This window comes from Mucilaginibacter sp. RCC_168 (assembly GCF_041355315.1).
Taxonomy (GTDB): domain Bacteria; phylum Bacteroidota; class Bacteroidia; order Sphingobacteriales; family Sphingobacteriaceae; genus Mucilaginibacter.
Window position 1 is genome coordinate 32,597 of record NZ_JBFUPN010000012.1, and the last position, 16,822, is coordinate 49,418.

General features: G+C 42.2%; 15 protein-coding genes. 9 read left to right on the forward strand and 6 right to left on the reverse strand.

Features of this window, described 5'->3' with window-relative positions; genetic code table 11:
- Positions 1 to 4 precede the first annotated feature (4 nt).
- Positions 5 to 481, reverse strand: coding sequence for a DUF6702 family protein (locus AB6735_RS12635; protein WP_370996229.1), 477 nt, complete (start codon positions 479 to 481; stop codon positions 5 to 7).
- A gap of 68 nt (positions 482 to 549) precedes the next feature.
- On the opposite strand from AB6735_RS12635, the gene AB6735_RS12640 reads away from it, so the two are divergent.
- Positions 550 to 1,140: a HupE/UreJ family protein gene (locus AB6735_RS12640; protein WP_172337863.1), complete on the forward strand. Its 591-nt coding sequence runs from the start codon at positions 550 to 552 to the stop codon at positions 1,138 to 1,140.
- Positions 1,137 to 3,473, forward strand: coding sequence for a M1 family metallopeptidase (locus tag AB6735_RS12645; RefSeq protein WP_370996230.1), 2,337 nt, complete (start codon positions 1,137 to 1,139; stop codon positions 3,471 to 3,473). Before AB6735_RS12640 ends, AB6735_RS12645 begins: the two co-directional genes overlap by 4 nt.
- Positions 3,474 to 3,614: 141 nt before the next feature.
- Here the strand turns inward: AB6735_RS12645 and AB6735_RS12650 are convergent, their stop codons facing one another.
- Positions 3,615 to 4,010: a DoxX family membrane protein gene (locus tag AB6735_RS12650; RefSeq protein WP_370996231.1), complete on the reverse strand. Its 396-nt coding sequence runs from the start codon at positions 4,008 to 4,010 to the stop codon at positions 3,615 to 3,617.
- Between the two features lie 112 nt (positions 4,011 to 4,122).
- Between AB6735_RS12650 and msrA the strand changes: the two genes are divergently transcribed.
- On the forward strand, positions 4,123 to 4,668 hold the full coding sequence (gene msrA, locus AB6735_RS12655; protein WP_370996232.1) for a peptide-methionine (S)-S-oxide reductase MsrA: 546 nt from the start codon (positions 4,123 to 4,125) through the stop codon (positions 4,666 to 4,668).
- 204 nt (positions 4,669 to 4,872) lie between these two features.
- Positions 4,873 to 5,715, forward strand: a complete 843-nt coding sequence (locus AB6735_RS12660) for a 5'-nucleotidase, lipoprotein e(P4) family (RefSeq protein WP_370996233.1) — start codon at positions 4,873 to 4,875, stop codon at positions 5,713 to 5,715.
- Between the two features lie 116 nt (positions 5,716 to 5,831).
- Here the strand turns inward: AB6735_RS12660 and AB6735_RS12665 are convergent, their stop codons facing one another.
- From AB6735_RS12665 to AB6735_RS12680, 4 genes are all read right to left on the reverse strand, one after another.
- Positions 5,832 to 6,356, reverse strand: coding sequence for a DinB family protein (locus tag AB6735_RS12665; RefSeq protein ID WP_370996234.1), 525 nt, complete (start codon positions 6,354 to 6,356; stop codon positions 5,832 to 5,834).
- Between the two features lie 173 nt (positions 6,357 to 6,529).
- Positions 6,530 to 6,850 (reverse strand): hypothetical protein, encoded by a 321-nt coding sequence (locus AB6735_RS12670; protein WP_370996235.1) that lies wholly within the window; start codon positions 6,848 to 6,850, stop codon positions 6,530 to 6,532.
- Complete coding sequence (locus AB6735_RS12675; RefSeq protein WP_370996236.1) at positions 6,850 to 7,029, reverse strand: hypothetical protein; 180 nt, start codon at positions 7,027 to 7,029, stop codon at positions 6,850 to 6,852. Before AB6735_RS12675 ends, AB6735_RS12670 begins: the two co-directional genes overlap by 1 nt.
- Before the next feature lie 85 nt (positions 7,030 to 7,114).
- Entirely contained in the window at positions 7,115 to 7,546 is a 432-nt protein-coding gene (locus tag AB6735_RS12680; RefSeq protein ID WP_370996237.1) for a hypothetical protein, read from the reverse strand.
- Positions 7,547 to 8,009: 463 nt separating this feature from the next.
- Between AB6735_RS12680 and AB6735_RS12685 the strand changes: the two genes are divergently transcribed.
- The 5 genes from AB6735_RS12685 (at position 8,010) to AB6735_RS12705 (ending at position 16,807) form a co-directional block, all read left to right on the forward strand.
- Complete coding sequence (locus tag AB6735_RS12685; RefSeq protein WP_370996238.1) at positions 8,010 to 9,317, forward strand: DASH family cryptochrome; 1,308 nt, start codon at positions 8,010 to 8,012, stop codon at positions 9,315 to 9,317.
- A gap of 219 nt (positions 9,318 to 9,536) precedes the next feature.
- Positions 9,537 to 10,946 (forward strand): MAC/perforin domain-containing protein, encoded by a 1,410-nt coding sequence (locus AB6735_RS12690; RefSeq protein ID WP_370996239.1) that lies wholly within the window; start codon positions 9,537 to 9,539, stop codon positions 10,944 to 10,946.
- A 252-nt stretch (positions 10,947 to 11,198) separates the two neighbouring features.
- On the forward strand, positions 11,199 to 14,018 hold the full coding sequence (locus AB6735_RS12695) for a 2-oxoglutarate dehydrogenase E1 component (protein WP_370996240.1): 2,820 nt from the start codon (positions 11,199 to 11,201) through the stop codon (positions 14,016 to 14,018).
- Positions 14,019 to 14,133: 115 nt separating this feature from the next.
- Positions 14,134 to 15,717, forward strand: a complete 1,584-nt coding sequence (gene odhB / locus AB6735_RS12700) for a 2-oxoglutarate dehydrogenase complex dihydrolipoyllysine-residue succinyltransferase (protein ID WP_370996241.1) — start codon at positions 14,134 to 14,136, stop codon at positions 15,715 to 15,717.
- 214 nt (positions 15,718 to 15,931) lie between these two features.
- Positions 15,932 to 16,807: a DUF4349 domain-containing protein gene (locus tag AB6735_RS12705; protein WP_370996242.1), complete on the forward strand. Its 876-nt coding sequence runs from the start codon at positions 15,932 to 15,934 to the stop codon at positions 16,805 to 16,807.
- Positions 16,808 to 16,822: the final 15 nt, after the last annotated feature.

Genomic DNA, 16,822 nt, shown 5'->3' on the forward strand with positions numbered 1-16,822 from the left:
CATCTTAAAACTCAAAAGCCGCCTCGCTCTCCGGGTTGCTCAGTTTGGTGCTTTTGCGTTGGCCGCCTACGGTTACATGCAGCATATTGATCTGCTCGGGATGCTCGGTGAACAACAGATCGTCATGTACCTCAAATTTCTTTACCTTATTAATGCCTTTTATCTCAAAATAGGTCCAGGCCGCATCTTCCTGAATTTCGTAACCTACATAACTTAAAGCGAGCACTTTGCCATCGGCTTTAATGACCAGGTGTTTTTTAATATAATCGTTCAGCAATTGGTTCATCTTACTTTTATCGGCAGGTTTAACAATATCTACACGGGTATGATATTGCTTTTCCAGCGTGCGTTCCAGGTCGTCATAAAATATGCGGCAGCTTACCTCAACCGCCTGGGTATGGGCGTTATGGTTAATTTCGGTAACGCTCACATAAAACGGGTGGAAGAAGCTGAGCCAGCTGAGGATTATTAATTGCAACATAATTGCGTTAAATGGTTTTGTTTTACACAAAAAACGTTAATTTTATTGGCAATTGCGAATTTGACTACATGACTGATTTTTCTCTATACTTTGAACTGGGGTGGCAACACATCTGTAACTGGGCCGGGTACGACCATATTTTGTTTGTAACCGTACTTTGCGGAACTTATCTACTGGCCGACTGGCGCAAAGTACTGGTGTTGGTTACGGCATTCACTATCGGTCATTCTATCACATTGGCGTTAAGTGTTTTAAATATCATCCATATCAATACCTCGCTTATTGAGTTCCTGATACCAGTAACCATCGTTTTTACCAGCCTGGTAAATGTATTTAACAAAAAACGTACAGCTACAACCATGCGCCTAAACTATACACTGGCGCTTTTTTTCGGGTTGATACATGGCATGGGTTTTTCCAATTACCTCAAAAGTTTGCTGGGTAGCAGCAGTAATATTACCGCGCAGCTGTTTGCTTTTAACCTGGGATTGGAGTTTGGGCAGGTGTTAATTGTAATATCTGCGTTACTTATCTCTTATTTACTCATCAAATTTGCTAAAACACCACAACGCGAGTGGACAATGTTCCTTTCGTCGGCTATATTTGGAATTGCTTTTATCATGTGCATTGAACGCTTTTTACTCATAAAATTCAGATGAATAAATTTTACTTCGCATTATTTTCCTGTACACTATTAACATCAGCTGCCTGGGCGCAGTATGATAATAATCCTGGCTCCAACCACGGTAACCGCTTTGAACAACTGGGTACCATGATCTCTACGCCAAACGAATACCGTTCGGCCTCCGGCGCCCCCGGTCCAAAATACTGGCAGCAAAAAGCCGACTACGAGATCAGAGCCACGCTTAACGATGACAAGCAGCGTTTAGACGGTAACGAAACCATCACTTACACCAACAATTCGCCCGACCCGCTTACTTACCTGTGGCTGCAGCTGGACGAGAATGAGCATAAAAAGGATGCCGAAAGCGCTAAGTTTGACGAGAGCAAAATGCAAAGCAAAATGACCATCCGTCAGTTGCAGGGCATCATGGGCCATGATCTTGACCTGGGTAACCACATTGTGAGCGTTAAGGATGCCAATGGTAACTCATTGACCTATACCATTAACCAAACCATGATGCGTATTGAGCTGCCTGTTACTTTACAGCCGGGGCAAAAATTCCGCTTTAAAATTAACTGGTGGTATAACATATCAGACCGTTTAACAATTGGCGGTCGCGGTGGTTACGAATATTTCCCGGAGGATGGCAATTACCTGTACACCATGACCCAATGGTACCCGCGTATGGCTGTTTATAGTGATTTTCAGGGCTGGCAAAACAAACAGTTTACCGGTAGGGGCGAGTTTGCCCTAACTTTTGGCGATTTTAAGGTAAGCATGAACGTACCGGCCGACCATATTGTAGGCGGTACCGGCCAATGCTCCAATTACGCGCAAACGCTTACCGCGGCACAATTGAAACGCTGGAACGCTGCGCAATCTGCAACTGCACCGCAGGAGATAGTTACCTTGGATGAGGTGAAGCAGGCTATGAAAAACCACGCTTCAGCACGCAAAACCTGGACCTTTCATGCCGAAAATGTACGTGATTTTGCCTGGGTATCCTCACGTCGCATAGTTTGGGATGCCATGAGCACCCAGATCGATGGCGGTAAAAAGGTGATGGCCATGTCGTACTACGGCCCTGAGGCTTATCCGCTTTACCGCAAGTACTCAACCAAGGTTGTGGCACACACTTTGAAAACTTATTCAAAACATACCTTCCCATATCCTTACCCGGTTGCCATTTCTGTAGAAGCCTCCAACGGTATGGAATATCCGATGATCTGCTTTAACTATGGTCGTGCCGAAAAGGATGGCACTTACAGCGAGGCCACCAAAAACGGCATGATCGGCGTAATTATCCACGAAGTAGGGCATAACTTTTTCCCGATGATCGTGAACTCCGATGAACGCCAGTGGACCTGGATGGACGAAGGTTTGAATACCTTTTGCCAGTATATGGCCGAGCAGGAGTGGGATAGCCGCTATCCATCGCAACGCGGTCCGGCATATAAGATCGTTGACTATATGAAACTGCCGAAAGACCAGTTAGAGCCTATCATGACCAACTCGGAGAACATCGTGATGTTCGGCCCTAACGCTTACGCCAAACCTGCAACGGCGTTAAACGTATTGCGCGAAACCGTAATGGGCCGCGAACTGTTTGACTACGCCTTTAAAACCTATGCGCACCGTTGGGCCTTTAAACACCCAACACCTGCCGATTTTTTCCGTACGATGGAAGATGCCTCAGCGGTTGATCTGGACTGGTTCTGGCGCGGATGGTTCTACGGGACTGAACCTGTTGATGTATCAATCGACAGCGTAAAATATTATCGGCTCAATACCAAAAATCCGGCTGTGGAAGGCGCTGCCGATCGTGCCCAGTACGATCGCAACCTCGAAAATATAAGCACCACCCGTAATAAAGAAGCAGGTACCCGTTTCGCGGTTGAGGCTGATACTTCCTTACAAGATTTTTACAGCAAATGGGATCGTTTCGCGGCAACGCCGGCTACCTCGCAAAACTATCAAGCCATGTATAACGCGGCCAGTCCTGCCGAAAAGAAACTGTACGACAGTAAGAACTACTTTTACGAAGTTAGCTTTACTAACAAAGGCGGCCTGGTTACCCCTTTAATTATAGAGTGGACCTATGCCGATGGCACCAAGGAGATTGAAAAAATATCAGCCTACATCTGGCGTAAAAATGAGAACAAGATCACCAAGGTTTTTGCCAAAACCAAAGAAGTAAAAGGCATTAAACTCGACCCATACCGCGAAACCGCCGACATTGACGAAAGCAATAACAGCTGGCCGCGCGAATATCAGCCATCAAGATTTGAGCTGTTTAAACAGCAAACCCTGCCGCGTGGCGCCACCGCGGGGCCAAACCCTATGCAGGAAGCCAAAAAGGGCCAGTAAACAAAAAGCCCTCCGACAATTCGGAGGGCTTTTTATCTGTAAAGACGAATATTTGCGTCTCTTTTCGTTTAATTATGATGGCCGGTTGCGCTTGGCGGGAGACGCAAATATGCGTCTCTACAACCCCGATCTAACCAACCTTTATATGGTTGGCACAGCAGTAAACAGGCTGGCATAATATTTACGATAGGCAAAAGCCAAAAACAGATGCAGGATGATAATAACAGCTGCAACGGGTACGCCAGACGGTACTAAAATAGCATGGAACAGAAATATGTTTACCGTTACCGGGAACAGGATCAGCAAAAATAATGCGGTATAACGATTGAACAGTATAGCCAGACCGCTTGCAATTTCAATCACTTTCATGTACTGGAAAAAATAACCCGAACCATAAAGTCCGCCGCTAAAGGCTTGTGCTTTTTCGGGCATGGCGGTTGGGGCCGGCATAAATGAAAAATGGAAAAAGAAATGAAGACCAAATACCACAAAGATGAGGCCCAGCAAAATGCGGGCAATTAATACTGCAATTTTCATGAATTTAGGGTTTAGTGAATGTGTAAATACTAATTTAGTAATTTAAATGACATTTTCAAAGAGCACATTATCAGCATAAACCAAACATGTATTAACTTCGTTTATAAATAGCATGAATATTCAAAAAATAACATTTGGCAACGGTTGCTTTTGGTGCACCGAAGCTGTATTTCAGTCCCTTAAAGGTGTAACCTCGGTAACATCAGGTTACATGGGCGGTAAGATTTTAAACCCCACTTATGAGCAGGTTTGTACAGGCGCCAGCGGCCATGCCGAGGTAATCCACCTGGAGTATGATGCCGACATGATTTCGCTTGACGAATTACTGTTAGTATTTTTCAAAACGCATAACCCTACCACTCTGAATCGCCAGGGTAACGATGTGGGCACCCAATACCGCTCGGCCATATTTTATTATACCGATGAGCAAAAACAGGCATCAGAAGCCATGATCAAAACACTCACCAATGAGCATGTATTTGATGATCCGATAGTTACGGAAATTACCCCGGCCAGCGAGTTTTATCCGGCCGAAGATTATCACCAGAATTATTTTAATGATAATCCCAATAAATCATACTGTGCATTTGTGATCCAACCAAAACTGAATAAATTTGCCAAGGAGTTCAAGGATAAAATTAAGCCCGAACTATTATAAATTAAAAGGCTCACAAGATTTATAAACTATGTTATTGCGAGCGATAGCGCGGCAATCTCATGCTATACAGGGTCTTCTTGCATAGTTTGCGATTGCTTCGTCGTTCCTCCTCGCAATGACACATAGGAAATATATAAGGGATGACTTGTTTCAGGATCTTGCGTCATTTTTTTATATCCCTGCACAAGCCACCTATCTCAAAAAATGAAAAAAAGCTATTGCTATCTAATACCAGCCCTTTTAGTGCTCGGCGCTTGCGCATCAAAAAAAGCAACTACAACAACTACTTCCTCAGCCAATACTGCATCAGTTGTAAATAGTAATGCCTCTATCGCAAATGATGGTAAAATATGGGCATCCTTATGGCAGCAAAGAGCCGCCGAATACAGGGCTCTGTGCTTTCAGGCGTATAATATTGCCAAACAAAGGGTAGATGAAGGTGTAAAAAAGGTAAGCACCAAACCGCTGGCTATTGTAACCGATATTGATGAAACCTTGCTGGATAATAGTCCGTATGATGCCGCTCAGGGCTTGAAAAATGCTGATTACAGCGATAAAACCTGGAAACAATGGACCGACAAAGCCCAGGCCGATACGGTGCCCGGCGCACCCGCGTTTTTAAAATACGCGGCCTCCAAAGGCATCACCATTTACTATATCACCAACCGCAACGAGAACGAACGTGGCGCTACGCTGTACAACCTGCAGAAATACGCCCTGCCCAATGCCAACGATGAGCATTTGTTTTTAAAGAATGGTAACTCCAGCAAAGAAGAACGCCGCCAGGAGGTATTAAAAACGCACGAGATCCTGCTGCTTTGCGGCGATAACCTGCCCGATTTTGATATGCTGTATGATAATCATCCTACCGAAGAAAGCCGTACAGCCATAACCCAGAAACTGCAAAAGGAATTTGGCAGCCGCTATATCGTGATCCCCAACCCATCATACGGTGATTTTGAAGGCGCATTGTTCCAGTATAACTACAAGCTGAGTCCTGCACAAAAAGATTCTGTTATCCGTGCTAAGGTAAAGGCTGATAGGTAAGGGAAGTGATAAGTCAAAATTAAAAAGTCAAAAAAGGTCTTTCGGTTGAACCGGTAAATATCTAAAACACGAAAGCGTCGGGAGGCTTACTGCCTCCCGACGCTTTCGTGTTTTAGTTAAAATAACATTTCGGGCGGAGGCGTAACACCTTTCAGGCGCAGGTAAATGGTGCTTTGACCGCGGTGGTGGGTTTGATGTTCAAATCCTTTGGCCAATAACAGGCCGCGGGTGGTTTTTAGCTTACCCAGGGCTACTTCCTGGCTGAATTGTGAATCCGTCATGCCTTGTAGCGCGCCGATAGCGTAGTCATAGCTGTCTAAAACCGCTTTGGTGGTAGCTTCTTTGTTTTGCTCTACGGTCTTCTCTAAAGATACACCTTTGCCCAACGGACTTGGCTTATCGCTTACCTTATTTAAAAAAAAGTAGTTGTCATCGGCTAAATGCAGCATCTGGCCGGCAAAGCTGCGAACTTCCGGTGTGGCCTTAAACGTGTAACCATCGGCAGGCATGGCATCCAGATAGGCTTTGGTATAGGCCTTGGCGCGAGTCCATTCGGCAACGATCTGGTCTTTAGTTAACTGCGCAAATACTGTAGTGCAGGCAAATGTTAACATGAATAACAGGAATGATATTTTTTTCATGATGATCTGGTATTGGGTTGTTGTAATAAATATCCTAAAGCTAATGATAAAATCCGGTCTGGATACCAGTTGCGGTGGTGATTTGTATGTTAAAATCACCTTTTTGGCGGTATGTGATAAAGGTTTAGCCTGCGTTTGGTTGATATCACCATGCCCAACGATGTTCGCTATGATCAGGAATTTTCAGCTTTAAAATAATGTTCAATTGTCAATTTGGCTTCCTCAATATTTTGTATCCCGAGTTGTAGCTTTTGACCGTTCTTGAAGATAATTTGAATGCCGGCTTTTCCTTTTACATTAAAAGCCTTTCCTTGTTTTCTACTGCTTCTCACTCCCCAAACACCATATTTATAATAGCGAAAAATTAGCTGATCAATATTTTCCCAATGACACAGTATTTCGGTTTTGGAAGGTTTTTCTTTCAGCAGGATGCCCTGCTCATCTATTTTTATAAACAGACTGCTCAAGAATATAACTATATCCACACCAAACATCACGCCAACCCCGCGAAGGATCCAATGCCTACAGCATCGGGAACCGTATGTACAGGAGCGTTAATACAGTAAACGAAAGCGATAATAGCTAATACAGATAGCGCAATTGCACTATATCTTACCCTTGGGTCATCATATTTTTGTGTTTCTGTAAATATCTTGTTGGGGTTAGGGGGCATGTTTTTTTTGATGTTAAAAGTATAAAAAATCATGCATCATTTAGTTTGTGGTGCGGTGATAACACCGACCACAAGCTATTACTTTTCATATTAAACCGAAATTAAAGTCAGATGGCCGTGTTGGTGTAAATAGTGTAACCGGCCGTGATTTTGCCTTAAGATTAAATAAGGATTCGGCTAAAAGCTTTACATCCTGGTCTGACAGCTTATTGGATTGTCCTTCCCATTGCCAGTAACGTTTAGTATCAAGGTCTATATGTAAGCTTCCCAGGTAGTACTTCCCGAAATCCTGCCCATAATTTATAATGTAACCATCTGATTTGAACTTCTCCGCCAGGGTTTCCTTTTCAAGCATCGTCTTATAATCATCATCTCTTAGTTGACCATAAAAGTATAAAATTTCAATCTTGCCCGATTTGATATTAGGCGGTTCTTTGGATTGTAACAGGAACGGGCTAACAAAAATTTCGTATTCTTCACTTTCTATTGGAATAGTAATAATGACGGAGTTGAGCATAATGTTTAGGTTTTAGCTGTGTTAGAAATTTATAAATGATAAATTTAAAAATTTTTATGCTTGCACGAAGGATCAAGACAAATCTTTAGTGCGTAGTCACTGTCAATAATTTTAATACTTTTTAAACTTTTCAAAATCCACCAAAAATTTGTTAAAAAGTGTTAAAATGGATGGTTTTGAATGAATTTTGATCCGTTTTTACTCGATTTTTAGTTAAAAAAATGTTAAAATGAAACTTTAAAAAGTTTTCTGTGTAGTACAAGAAGCTGTTGCATTGTAGTATTATAGCCTATATTTATCGCTGACGAAAGATTCAGGATTTTTTGGAAAATGACATTTAAAACTGTCGGCAAAACAGAAAAAATGTTGAAACGGTGTCAAATATTGCAACAAAGTGTGTTTATGACACAAATAAATTGCAAATTTGTGGTCTGCATATATTCAGTTAACTCCCTGTTTAACGATGAGTGAAAAGACAATATTGGTTTGGTTTAGAAATGACTTGCGGATACACGATAACGAGATCTTGTTAGAGGCTGTTCGTAAGGCTGATAAAGTGCTGCCGGTATATTGTTTTGATCCTTATTACTTTCAGCGTACGGCATCCGGAGCTTCAAAAACAGGTAGTTTCAGGGCCCGGTTTCTGTTAGAAGCAGTGGCCGATCTGCGTAAAAACTTACAAAGTTATGGCGCCGAACTGATCATCAGAACAGGCAACCCAGCCGAAGTATTACCACAGCTTGCCGAAGAATACCAGGTAAATGAGGTGTATCATCACCGGGAGGTAGCTTATGAAGAAACCGGCATATCTGAACAGGTAGAAGCTGCTTTATGGAAGTTGAGACTTAATCTCAAACATTTTATCGGCCATACCCTCTATCATAAAGAAGATCTGCCATTCCCGATTAAGGATATCCCGGATAGCTTTGCTGTATTTAAGAAAAAGGTGGAACGTGATAGCAATGTACGCCCATGTGTACCAACACCTGAGCATATTATTGTCCCCGAAATAATTGATGCGGGTGAATTGCCTACCCTTCAACAATTAGGGTTGGATGAACCCATAGATGATCCGCGCGCTACTAACTATTTTCAGGGCGGCGAAACCGCTGCTTTGGTACAGCTGCATAAATATTTTTCGCAAAGCGAGCAGGCGATTAAGCCTAAAGGCTCCCGGGGAGGTGCAAATAATTCATCTAAATTATCACCATGGTTGTCGGTAGGTTGTATATCGCCAAGACAGGTTTACTGGGAGATATTTAAACACAGCGGCGATAGCTATGCTCAAAATGCCAGCATGCTGAAACTGGAACTGCTTTGGCGCGACTATTTCAGGTTCATGTTTAAAAAACACGGTCAAAAATTCATCAAAGCCAAAAACGAGGGTGAAGAGACCGATATAACCATTAATGAATTAGAATTTAACAAATGGGCTCATGGCGAAACCGGCGTTCCGTTTGTTGATGCCTGTATGCATGAGCTCAATGCCACCGGCTACATCTGTAACCAATGCCGGCAAATAGTAGCCTCCTATCTGGTGCACGACCTCAAAGCCGACTGGACCCTTGGCGCCATTTATTTTGAAGAAAAACTGATCGATTATTCGCCGGCCAGTAATTGGGGTAACTGGGCCTTTATTGCCGGGGTCAATGATGCCAAAGAAAGCAAATATGCTATAGCCGCCATGCAACCTAAAGACGCAGAGAGCGATTTTGTAACCACCTGGCAGTACTCTACCATCAATGAAGCCGGTGATCTGGTGGGTGCATAAGTTTAAGCTTCCTTTCTCTTTCAAAATTTTAATTCAATTTAGTAAGTCTCTTGATAAAAGATACAGACACCCTCTTTGTTTATTTTTGTCATATGGGCATCTATAATTAATATAATTGATTATTGATAATATTAATAAATTAATAATATTTATTAATATTATTATTGAATTTAAGTGGTATACTTGCCGTATTATATTATTTAAATTCTTATCGCTTTTATGAAAAAAATCTTTCTCTTGATTCCCTTACTGGGAATGTTATGGTCATGCAAAAAACAAGATCAGCAAACCCCAAAACAAACAGAAACCAATACAGCAACCGGTAAATTAAAATCACAATCGGCCAAAGATGGTGTTTGGGATTTGTTGGGCTATGGTTATGATGTAACCGGCGAATACGCAAACTCAAGCTCAACTACATTTCAGGTGATTGATATCACTAAACTTTACAGCACTGAGCCAACCAGACTGGTTACTAATTTAAACACAACCAGAAATTCATCTTTTTCATACGGCGAAAATGTACAAGCTTATGCTTCAGATATTTCGGCACATTTGAATGCTACAGTAGGCTTTTCATTGTTTAAAGGTTCAGTAACATCGGCATATTCAAATTCAAACTCCTTTAACTCCAAATATATTTATGGAAGTTATAATTTGCTGATACAACAACGGGAGTTGAAATTCAATGCTACATCTGCATTACTTCAAAAATATTTAACACAGAATTTTTTAAATGACATTGCTACGCTTACGCCACAACAAATAGTGAGTCAATATGGTGCTTTTGTACTTTCTGACATTATTTTAGGCGCAAAGCTGCAAGTTACTTATCAATCAGAAACCAAAAGTACCGACAGGAAATCTGCGGCATCGGCAGGTTTAGATGCCAGTTTAGGAGCTATATTCTCTATTAACGCAGGCGTTAATTCTAATCATTCGCAAAGTAGCTCCAATTTTAATCAGTATGTACATTATCTTACCAATGGTGGCGATCCAACTTTAGGTATTACTCCGGCTACAATTTCATTTACCCAAAATACTCCACCTATTGATTATAGTGCGTGGCAAGCCAGTACCAATGCCCAAAATGCCGAATTAATCAACATTGCGCAGAGTGGTCTGATTCCAATTAATGAATTGATTCCTGATCCAAGTCTGGCAAATGCTGTTAAAAACTATATTTATAATGATTATTTACCAAATCATCAGGTTCAGGTTCAATACGGAAAATCAACATTGTACAGATGCTTTAATACCAAAAGTGGCGATCGCATGTTGGTGACTGATCCAAATGAGGTAGCTAATCAGCCAAATTGGAATGTAGAGGGCAGCTTGGGCTATGTATACAACGATAACTCAAAGACTGGTGTTGCTCCATTAAACAGATTTTTGCTAAGCAACGGCTATCATTTTTTTACAACCGATGTAAATGAAATTCCATCTCAGGCAAAAAGAGAAGGGGTACCGGGTTACCTGGATCTTTCTCCGGTAGCCGGATATAAGCCATTATATCGTTACAGAACCTCTAAAAATGGATCGCATATGTACTCAAATGATTTTAATGAACTTGGTAATGGGCGCGATGGCTGGATATATGAAGGAATTATAGGTTATTTGCAACAATAGATTATTACCACATTTTAAAAGGCTGTTTTTTAAACGGCCTTTTTTTGTTGGTGCCTGTTTAGGGGATTACTGGACGGTATTCCACGCATCGTGTTTAAGCTATTTTGAAATTATGACCCCATCAAATATGCTTTTGTTCAATTCTATGCGTTATAACACAGATATTAGGCATATGTAAATTTCTTTACAATTAATTATGAAGTATATAAGCCTATATGCTTACTTTTGTACCGTTTTAAAGATCAGTTTCTCATGGATCGTCTCAATTATATCAATAGCGGCAACGCAGACTACATTAATACCCTATACGACAGCTACAAACAGGATCCCGAATCGGTGGATTATGGATGGCAGAAATTTTTTGAAGGTTTTGATTTTGGTAAGGATACACAAGCTCCTGCCGGCTCAACTGCGCCAAGTGTAGGTGACAAAACCCCCGATCACTTTTTAAAAGAGATCAATGTACTTAATATGATTCACGGATACCGTTCGCGCGGTCACCTGTTTGCTAAAACAAACCCGGTACGTGAGCGTCGTCATTATTTCCCTGGTAAAGAGCTGGAGACTTTTGGCCTGAATGAGACCGATTTGGATACCGTATTTAATGCCGGTGTTGAAGTTGGTTTGGGTGCCGCCACTCTGCGCGATATTCGCCAATTGCTGGAAGATACTTATTGCCGTGCTATTGGTGCGGAGTACAGATATATCCGTAATCCTATAAAACTGAAATGGTTTGAAGACAGGATGGAGAGCAACCGCAATACACCTTCCTTTACTGTTAACGAAAAGAAATTGATGCTGAATAAGCTCAACGAGGCTGTGACCTTCGAAAACTTTTTAGGTACCAAGTTTTTGGGCCAGAAACGTTTTTCACTGGAAGGGGCGGAAGCGTTGATCCCTTCACTGGATTCGGTAATTAATAAAGGTGCCGACCTGGGTATCGAGGAGTTTATCATCGGTATGGCCCACCGTGGCAGGTTAAACGTACTGACCAACATTATGGAGAAAACCTACAAAGAGGTATTCTCTGAGTTTGAAGGTAAAAACTTTGATTCTGAATCACCTTTTGGTGGTGATGTTAAATACCATCTTGGTTTTTCAACAGATGTAACTACAGCCAGCGGTAAAAAAGTTCACCTGAGTCTTTGTCCAAACCCATCGCACCTGGAAGCGGTGGACCCTGTTGTGGAAGGTATTACCCGTTCAAAGATCGATTTTAAATACAACGGCGATCATTCCAAGATCGCTCCGATACTGATCCATGGTGATGCCTCTGTTGCAGGTCAGGGAATTGTTTACGAAGTTTTACAAATGGAAAAACTGGATGGTTACCGCACAGGTGGTACCATTCACCTGGTGATTAACAACCAGATAGGTTTTACCACGAATTATAAAGACGCCCGTTCCAGTACCTATTGTACTGATGTGGCCAAAACCGTGCTTTCGCCCGTTTTCCATGTGAATGGCGATGATGTAGAAGCATTGGCATACGTAGTTAACCTGGCCATGGAATACCGCCAGGTATTTAATGAGGATGTATTTATTGATATCCTGTGCTACCGTCGTTATGGTCATAATGAATCTGATGAACCAAAATTCACGCAGCCATTATTATACAAAGCTATTGAAGCCCATCCAAATCCGCTGATCATTTATAATGAGAAATTAGTGGCCGAGGGAAGCATTGATGCCAGTCTGCTTAAATCAATGGAAAAAACTTTCCGTGACGAATTACAGCAAAAACTGGATGAATCAAAAGCCGAAGAAAGATTTACCGAAACCATCGCCATGTTTGAAGGCGCCTGGAGCGGATTACACTTAGCCAGCCATAAAGAACTGGTATCGGCTATTGATACATCAGTCCCTAAAGAAGAAATCATAGAGATCGGTAATAAAATAACCTCATTGCCGGCAGACAAAGGCTTTTTCAAGAAGATCGAAAAATTATTTGAAGATCGCCGGGCTATGGTGAACAATACCCAGGTATTTGACTGGGCCATGGCCGAGTTGCTGGCTTACGGTACATTATTAAAAGATGGTTTCCCGGTGAGGTTAAGTGGTGAGGATGTTAAACGTGGTACGTTCTCTCATCGTCATGCGGTATTAACCCTGATTGATTCTGAAGATGAGTACACCCCGCTGGCTACTATTGATACCGAGGCTAAACTAAGCATCTATAACTCTTTACTGTCTGAATATGGTGTATTGGGTTTTGAATATGGCTATGCCCTGGCAAACCCCAACGCCTTAACCATATGGGAAGCCCAGTTTGGTGACTTCTTTAACGGCGCGCAGATAATTGTTGATCAATACATTGCCAGCGCCGAAACTAAATGGCAGCGCGGTAATGGTTTGGTAATGTTGTTGCCGCATGGTTATGAAGGACAAGGTCCTGAGCACTCATCTGCACGTGTAGAACGCTTTATGGAGCTTTGTGCCGATGATAATATCCAGGTAGCTAATTGTACTACACCAGCCAATTTCTTCCATATCCTGCGCAGGCAAATGCACCGCGATTTCCGCAAGCCATTAATCATCTTTACACCAAAAAGCTTGCTGCGTAGTCCTAAATGCGTATCGCCGATTGATGAGTTTACCAACGGTAAGTTCCATGAACTGATAGACGATACCTATGCTGATGTTAAAAAAGTAAAACGTGTATTGCTTTGTACCGGTAAGGTATATTACGATTTGCAGGAGAAACAACTGACAGATAAACGCAAGGATGTAGCCATTGTGCGTGTAGAACAATTATACCCGACACCGGTTGTTCAGATATTAAAAATTAAGGCCAAATACGATAAAGCCACCGAGTTTATCTGGGTACAGGAAGAACCCGAAAATATGGGTGCATGGCCGTATATATGCCGTAAGTTCCATAATGATAAGGTCATCAACCTTAATGTAATTTCACGCATTGAGGGCAGCAGTACAGCTACCGGTTTTGCCAAACAACATGCCGCTCAACAAGCATATATTGTTTCCAAAGCATTTGAAGCACCTGCCGGTAAAGTGGTAAAAGAAGCAATAAAAAAGACAACAAAAAAAATGGCTGATGCCGGAGCTGATTGAGTTCTGTTGCCAATGACGGGTTTCGGGTTTCGGGTGTTAAGCTAACAACTATTTACACGAACCTCGCAACAGGAAACTCGTACCAAATAAAATATTAAATCTACAAAACTAAAATATGAGTTTAGCGATCAAAGTTCCGCCGGTAGGCGAATCAATAACAGAAGTAACCCTATCAAGCTGGAAGAAAAAAGATGGCGATCACGTGGAAATGGATGAGGTTATTGCCGAATTAGAATCGGACAAAGCCACTTTTGAATTGACTGCCGAAAAAGCAGGTACCTTAAAAACAGTTGCCAAAGAAGGCGATACATTAGCTATTGGCGCTGTTGTTGCCAATATTGAAGAAGGCGCCGGCGCTGCTGCTCCTGCAAAGGAAAGCGCTCCTGCCGCACAACCACAGCCCGAAGTTGTAGCCAATGCACCTGCTCCGGCCCCGGTTGCTGCCGCACCTGCAACAAGTGGTGGTTCTATAGAAATTAAAGTGCCTGCAGTAGGCGAATCTATAACAGAAGTTACTTTATCGCGCTGGATTAAAAAAAATGGCGATACAGTAGAGATGGATGAAGCCCTTGCCGAACTGGAATCAGATAAAGCAACATTTGAATTAACCGCCGAAAAAGCAGGCGTGTTAAAAACTATAGCCAAGGAAGGTGATGTATTGCCTATTGGCGCGGTTGTTTGCACCATTGAAGGTTCTGGTACAGCTGTGCAGGCTATACCTGTAACACCTGCTGTGGTAAGTGCTACAGATGAATCGCCACGCGGTGGTGCACCAACTACTGCTGATGGCGCGGTAACTTACGCTTCCGGTACTCCATCGCCCGCAGCTGCCAAAATACTGGCCGAAAAAGGTGTCGACCCTAAAGGTGTAAATGGTACCGGTGTCGACGGTCGTATCACTAAGGGTGATGCCCTGAATGCACAAGCTGCTCCGGCTAAGCCTGCGGCTCCTGCAGCAGCTACTTCAACTCCTGCCGCTGCCCCTGTAGTAGCTGGCGAAAGAAGCGAGAAACGTGAGAAAATGACCTCCCTGCGTAAAACAGTTGCCAAACGTTTGGTTGCTGTTAAAAATGAAACGGCTATGCTTACTACCTTTAACGAGGTAGACATGCAGCCCATCATGGAATTGCGCGGTAAATACAAAGATAAATTTAAGGAGAAACATGGTGTTGGTTTAGGCTTCATGTCGTTCTTTACCAAAGCGGTTACCGAAGCGCTGAAAGACTGGCCTGCTGTTGGCGCCCGTATCGAAGGCGAAGAAGTGGTATACAGTAATTTTGCTGATATCTCTATTGCAGTATCGGCTCCTAAAGGCCTGGTAGTTCCGGTGATCCGTAATGCTGATACTTTGAGCCTCGCCGAAATTGAAAAGGAAATTGTGGCATTAGCCGGTAAAGCCCGTGAAAATAAACTAACCATCCCTGAAATGACCGGCGGTACGTTCACCATCACTAATGGTGGTGTATTTGGTTCTATGATGTCAACCCCGATATTAAACTCGCCACAATCGGCTATATTGGGTATGCACAACATTATTGAGCGCCCGGTTGCCGTAAACGGACAAGTGGTTATTCGCCCGATGATGTACCTGGCCTTATCTTATGATCACCGTATCATTGATGGCCGTGAATCGGTAAGCTTCCTGGTACGTGTAAAACAATTACTGGAAGACCCTGCAAGGTTATTATTAGGGGTTTAATTATTCCCTGTAATCATATTTAAAGAGCCCGGCTTATGTCGGGCTCTTCTTGTTTGTCTAAATCAGAATTAACAGAATTTAAGAATTGACAAAATAACGGAGCAGCTATATCATTCAGCTAATTCTTAAATTCTGTAAATTCTGATTCAGACGGTTAAGGGTTACCTAATTCCCTTTTTTAGTATCAATAGTAACCAAAAAAATTAACAACAACATGAAAACAAAAATTTTACTACTGCCATTGGCGGTCGTCTTGCTGCTGGGCGCTTGTAAGGGGTTAGGGTCTCGCTATGAGGCTATTAATAACAGTAGTTCTGCTGATACAGTTGCCTCAGCCATAACGGATTCAACGGTTTCTCCTAAATTGGTGAAAACCGCAGATATGCGTTTTAAAGTAAAGAATGTGCAGCAAACAGCCGAAAAAATAACGGCGCTAACAACAAAAAATAAAGGGATGATCATACATCTTCAAATGGAATCAACAGTTGGGGATAGCAAGAATTTCAGGATCACCGACGATTCTATTAACCGGGTATCGTCATTTAATACTTCTGCTGATATAACCGTTAAAATACCTTCGGAACACCTGGAAGAGTTTATGACCGAAGTTGCGCACATAGGCATGTATGTTACCATGCGTAAAATGGATATTGAAGATAAATCACTCGATTTTCTGTCGGCCAAACTGAAGCTGAACAGCCGGAAGGAGTTAATAGACCAACAGAAAAAAGGAAAAGTTACGATCAAGAATCCGGTGAATGTTTTATTGCTGAAAGATGATATGGTAGATGGGCAGATAGATAATCTTAAAATTGATAATGCGGTAAAATACAGCATTATTACATTGAGTTTTTACCAAAGCAATACCATTTTTCAAGAACACATCGCTAACGATGATCCCTCGGCTTATAATTTACCCTTCTTCGATAGATTAGCAGGGGCATTTGCCAATGGCTGGCACCTTTTTATGGAAGCGATTTTAGCCATCGCTAACCTTTGGGTATTTATCCTGGCAGGTATAAGTATCTTGCTATTGATCCGTTTTTATAGAAGAAAATATTCAATATTACCCGACACGATAAAATCCTAAAAAATTGGTGGAAAA

What these genes read in the sequence shown, in the direction of transcription:
- AB6735_RS12635 (WP_370996229.1), bottom strand. Translation starts at nt 481, where the DNA reads ATGTTGCAATTAATAATCCTCAGCTGGCTCAGCTTCTTCCACCCGTTT.
- AB6735_RS12705 (WP_370996242.1), top strand. Translation starts at nt 15,932, where the DNA reads ATGAAAACAAAAATTTTACTACTGCCATTGGCGGTCGTCTTGCTGCTG.
- msrA (WP_370996232.1), top strand. Translation starts at nt 4,123, where the DNA reads ATGAATATTCAAAAAATAACATTTGGCAACGGTTGCTTTTGGTGCACC.
- AB6735_RS12670 (WP_370996235.1), bottom strand. Translation starts at nt 6,850, where the DNA reads ATGTTTGGTGTGGATATAGTTATATTCTTGAGCAGTCTGTTTATAAAA.
- AB6735_RS12650 (WP_370996231.1), bottom strand. Translation starts at nt 4,010, where the DNA reads ATGAAAATTGCAGTATTAATTGCCCGCATTTTGCTGGGCCTCATCTTT.
- AB6735_RS12690 (WP_370996239.1), top strand. Translation starts at nt 9,537, where the DNA reads ATGAAAAAAATCTTTCTCTTGATTCCCTTACTGGGAATGTTATGGTCA.
- odhB (WP_370996241.1), top strand. Translation starts at nt 14,134, where the DNA reads ATGAGTTTAGCGATCAAAGTTCCGCCGGTAGGCGAATCAATAACAGAA.
- AB6735_RS12665 (WP_370996234.1), bottom strand. Translation starts at nt 6,356, where the DNA reads ATGAAAAAAATATCATTCCTGTTATTCATGTTAACATTTGCCTGCACT.
- AB6735_RS12685 (WP_370996238.1), top strand. Translation starts at nt 8,010, where the DNA reads ATGAGTGAAAAGACAATATTGGTTTGGTTTAGAAATGACTTGCGGATA.
- AB6735_RS12645 (WP_370996230.1), top strand. Translation starts at nt 1,137, where the DNA reads ATGAATAAATTTTACTTCGCATTATTTTCCTGTACACTATTAACATCA.
- AB6735_RS12695 (WP_370996240.1), top strand. Translation starts at nt 11,199, where the DNA reads ATGGATCGTCTCAATTATATCAATAGCGGCAACGCAGACTACATTAAT.
- AB6735_RS12660 (WP_370996233.1), top strand. Translation starts at nt 4,873, where the DNA reads ATGAAAAAAAGCTATTGCTATCTAATACCAGCCCTTTTAGTGCTCGGC.
- AB6735_RS12680 (WP_370996237.1), bottom strand. Translation starts at nt 7,546, where the DNA reads ATGCTCAACTCCGTCATTATTACTATTCCAATAGAAAGTGAAGAATAC.
- AB6735_RS12640 (WP_172337863.1), top strand. Translation starts at nt 550, where the DNA reads ATGACTGATTTTTCTCTATACTTTGAACTGGGGTGGCAACACATCTGT.
- AB6735_RS12675 (WP_370996236.1), bottom strand. Translation starts at nt 7,029, where the DNA reads ATGCCCCCTAACCCCAACAAGATATTTACAGAAACACAAAAATATGAT.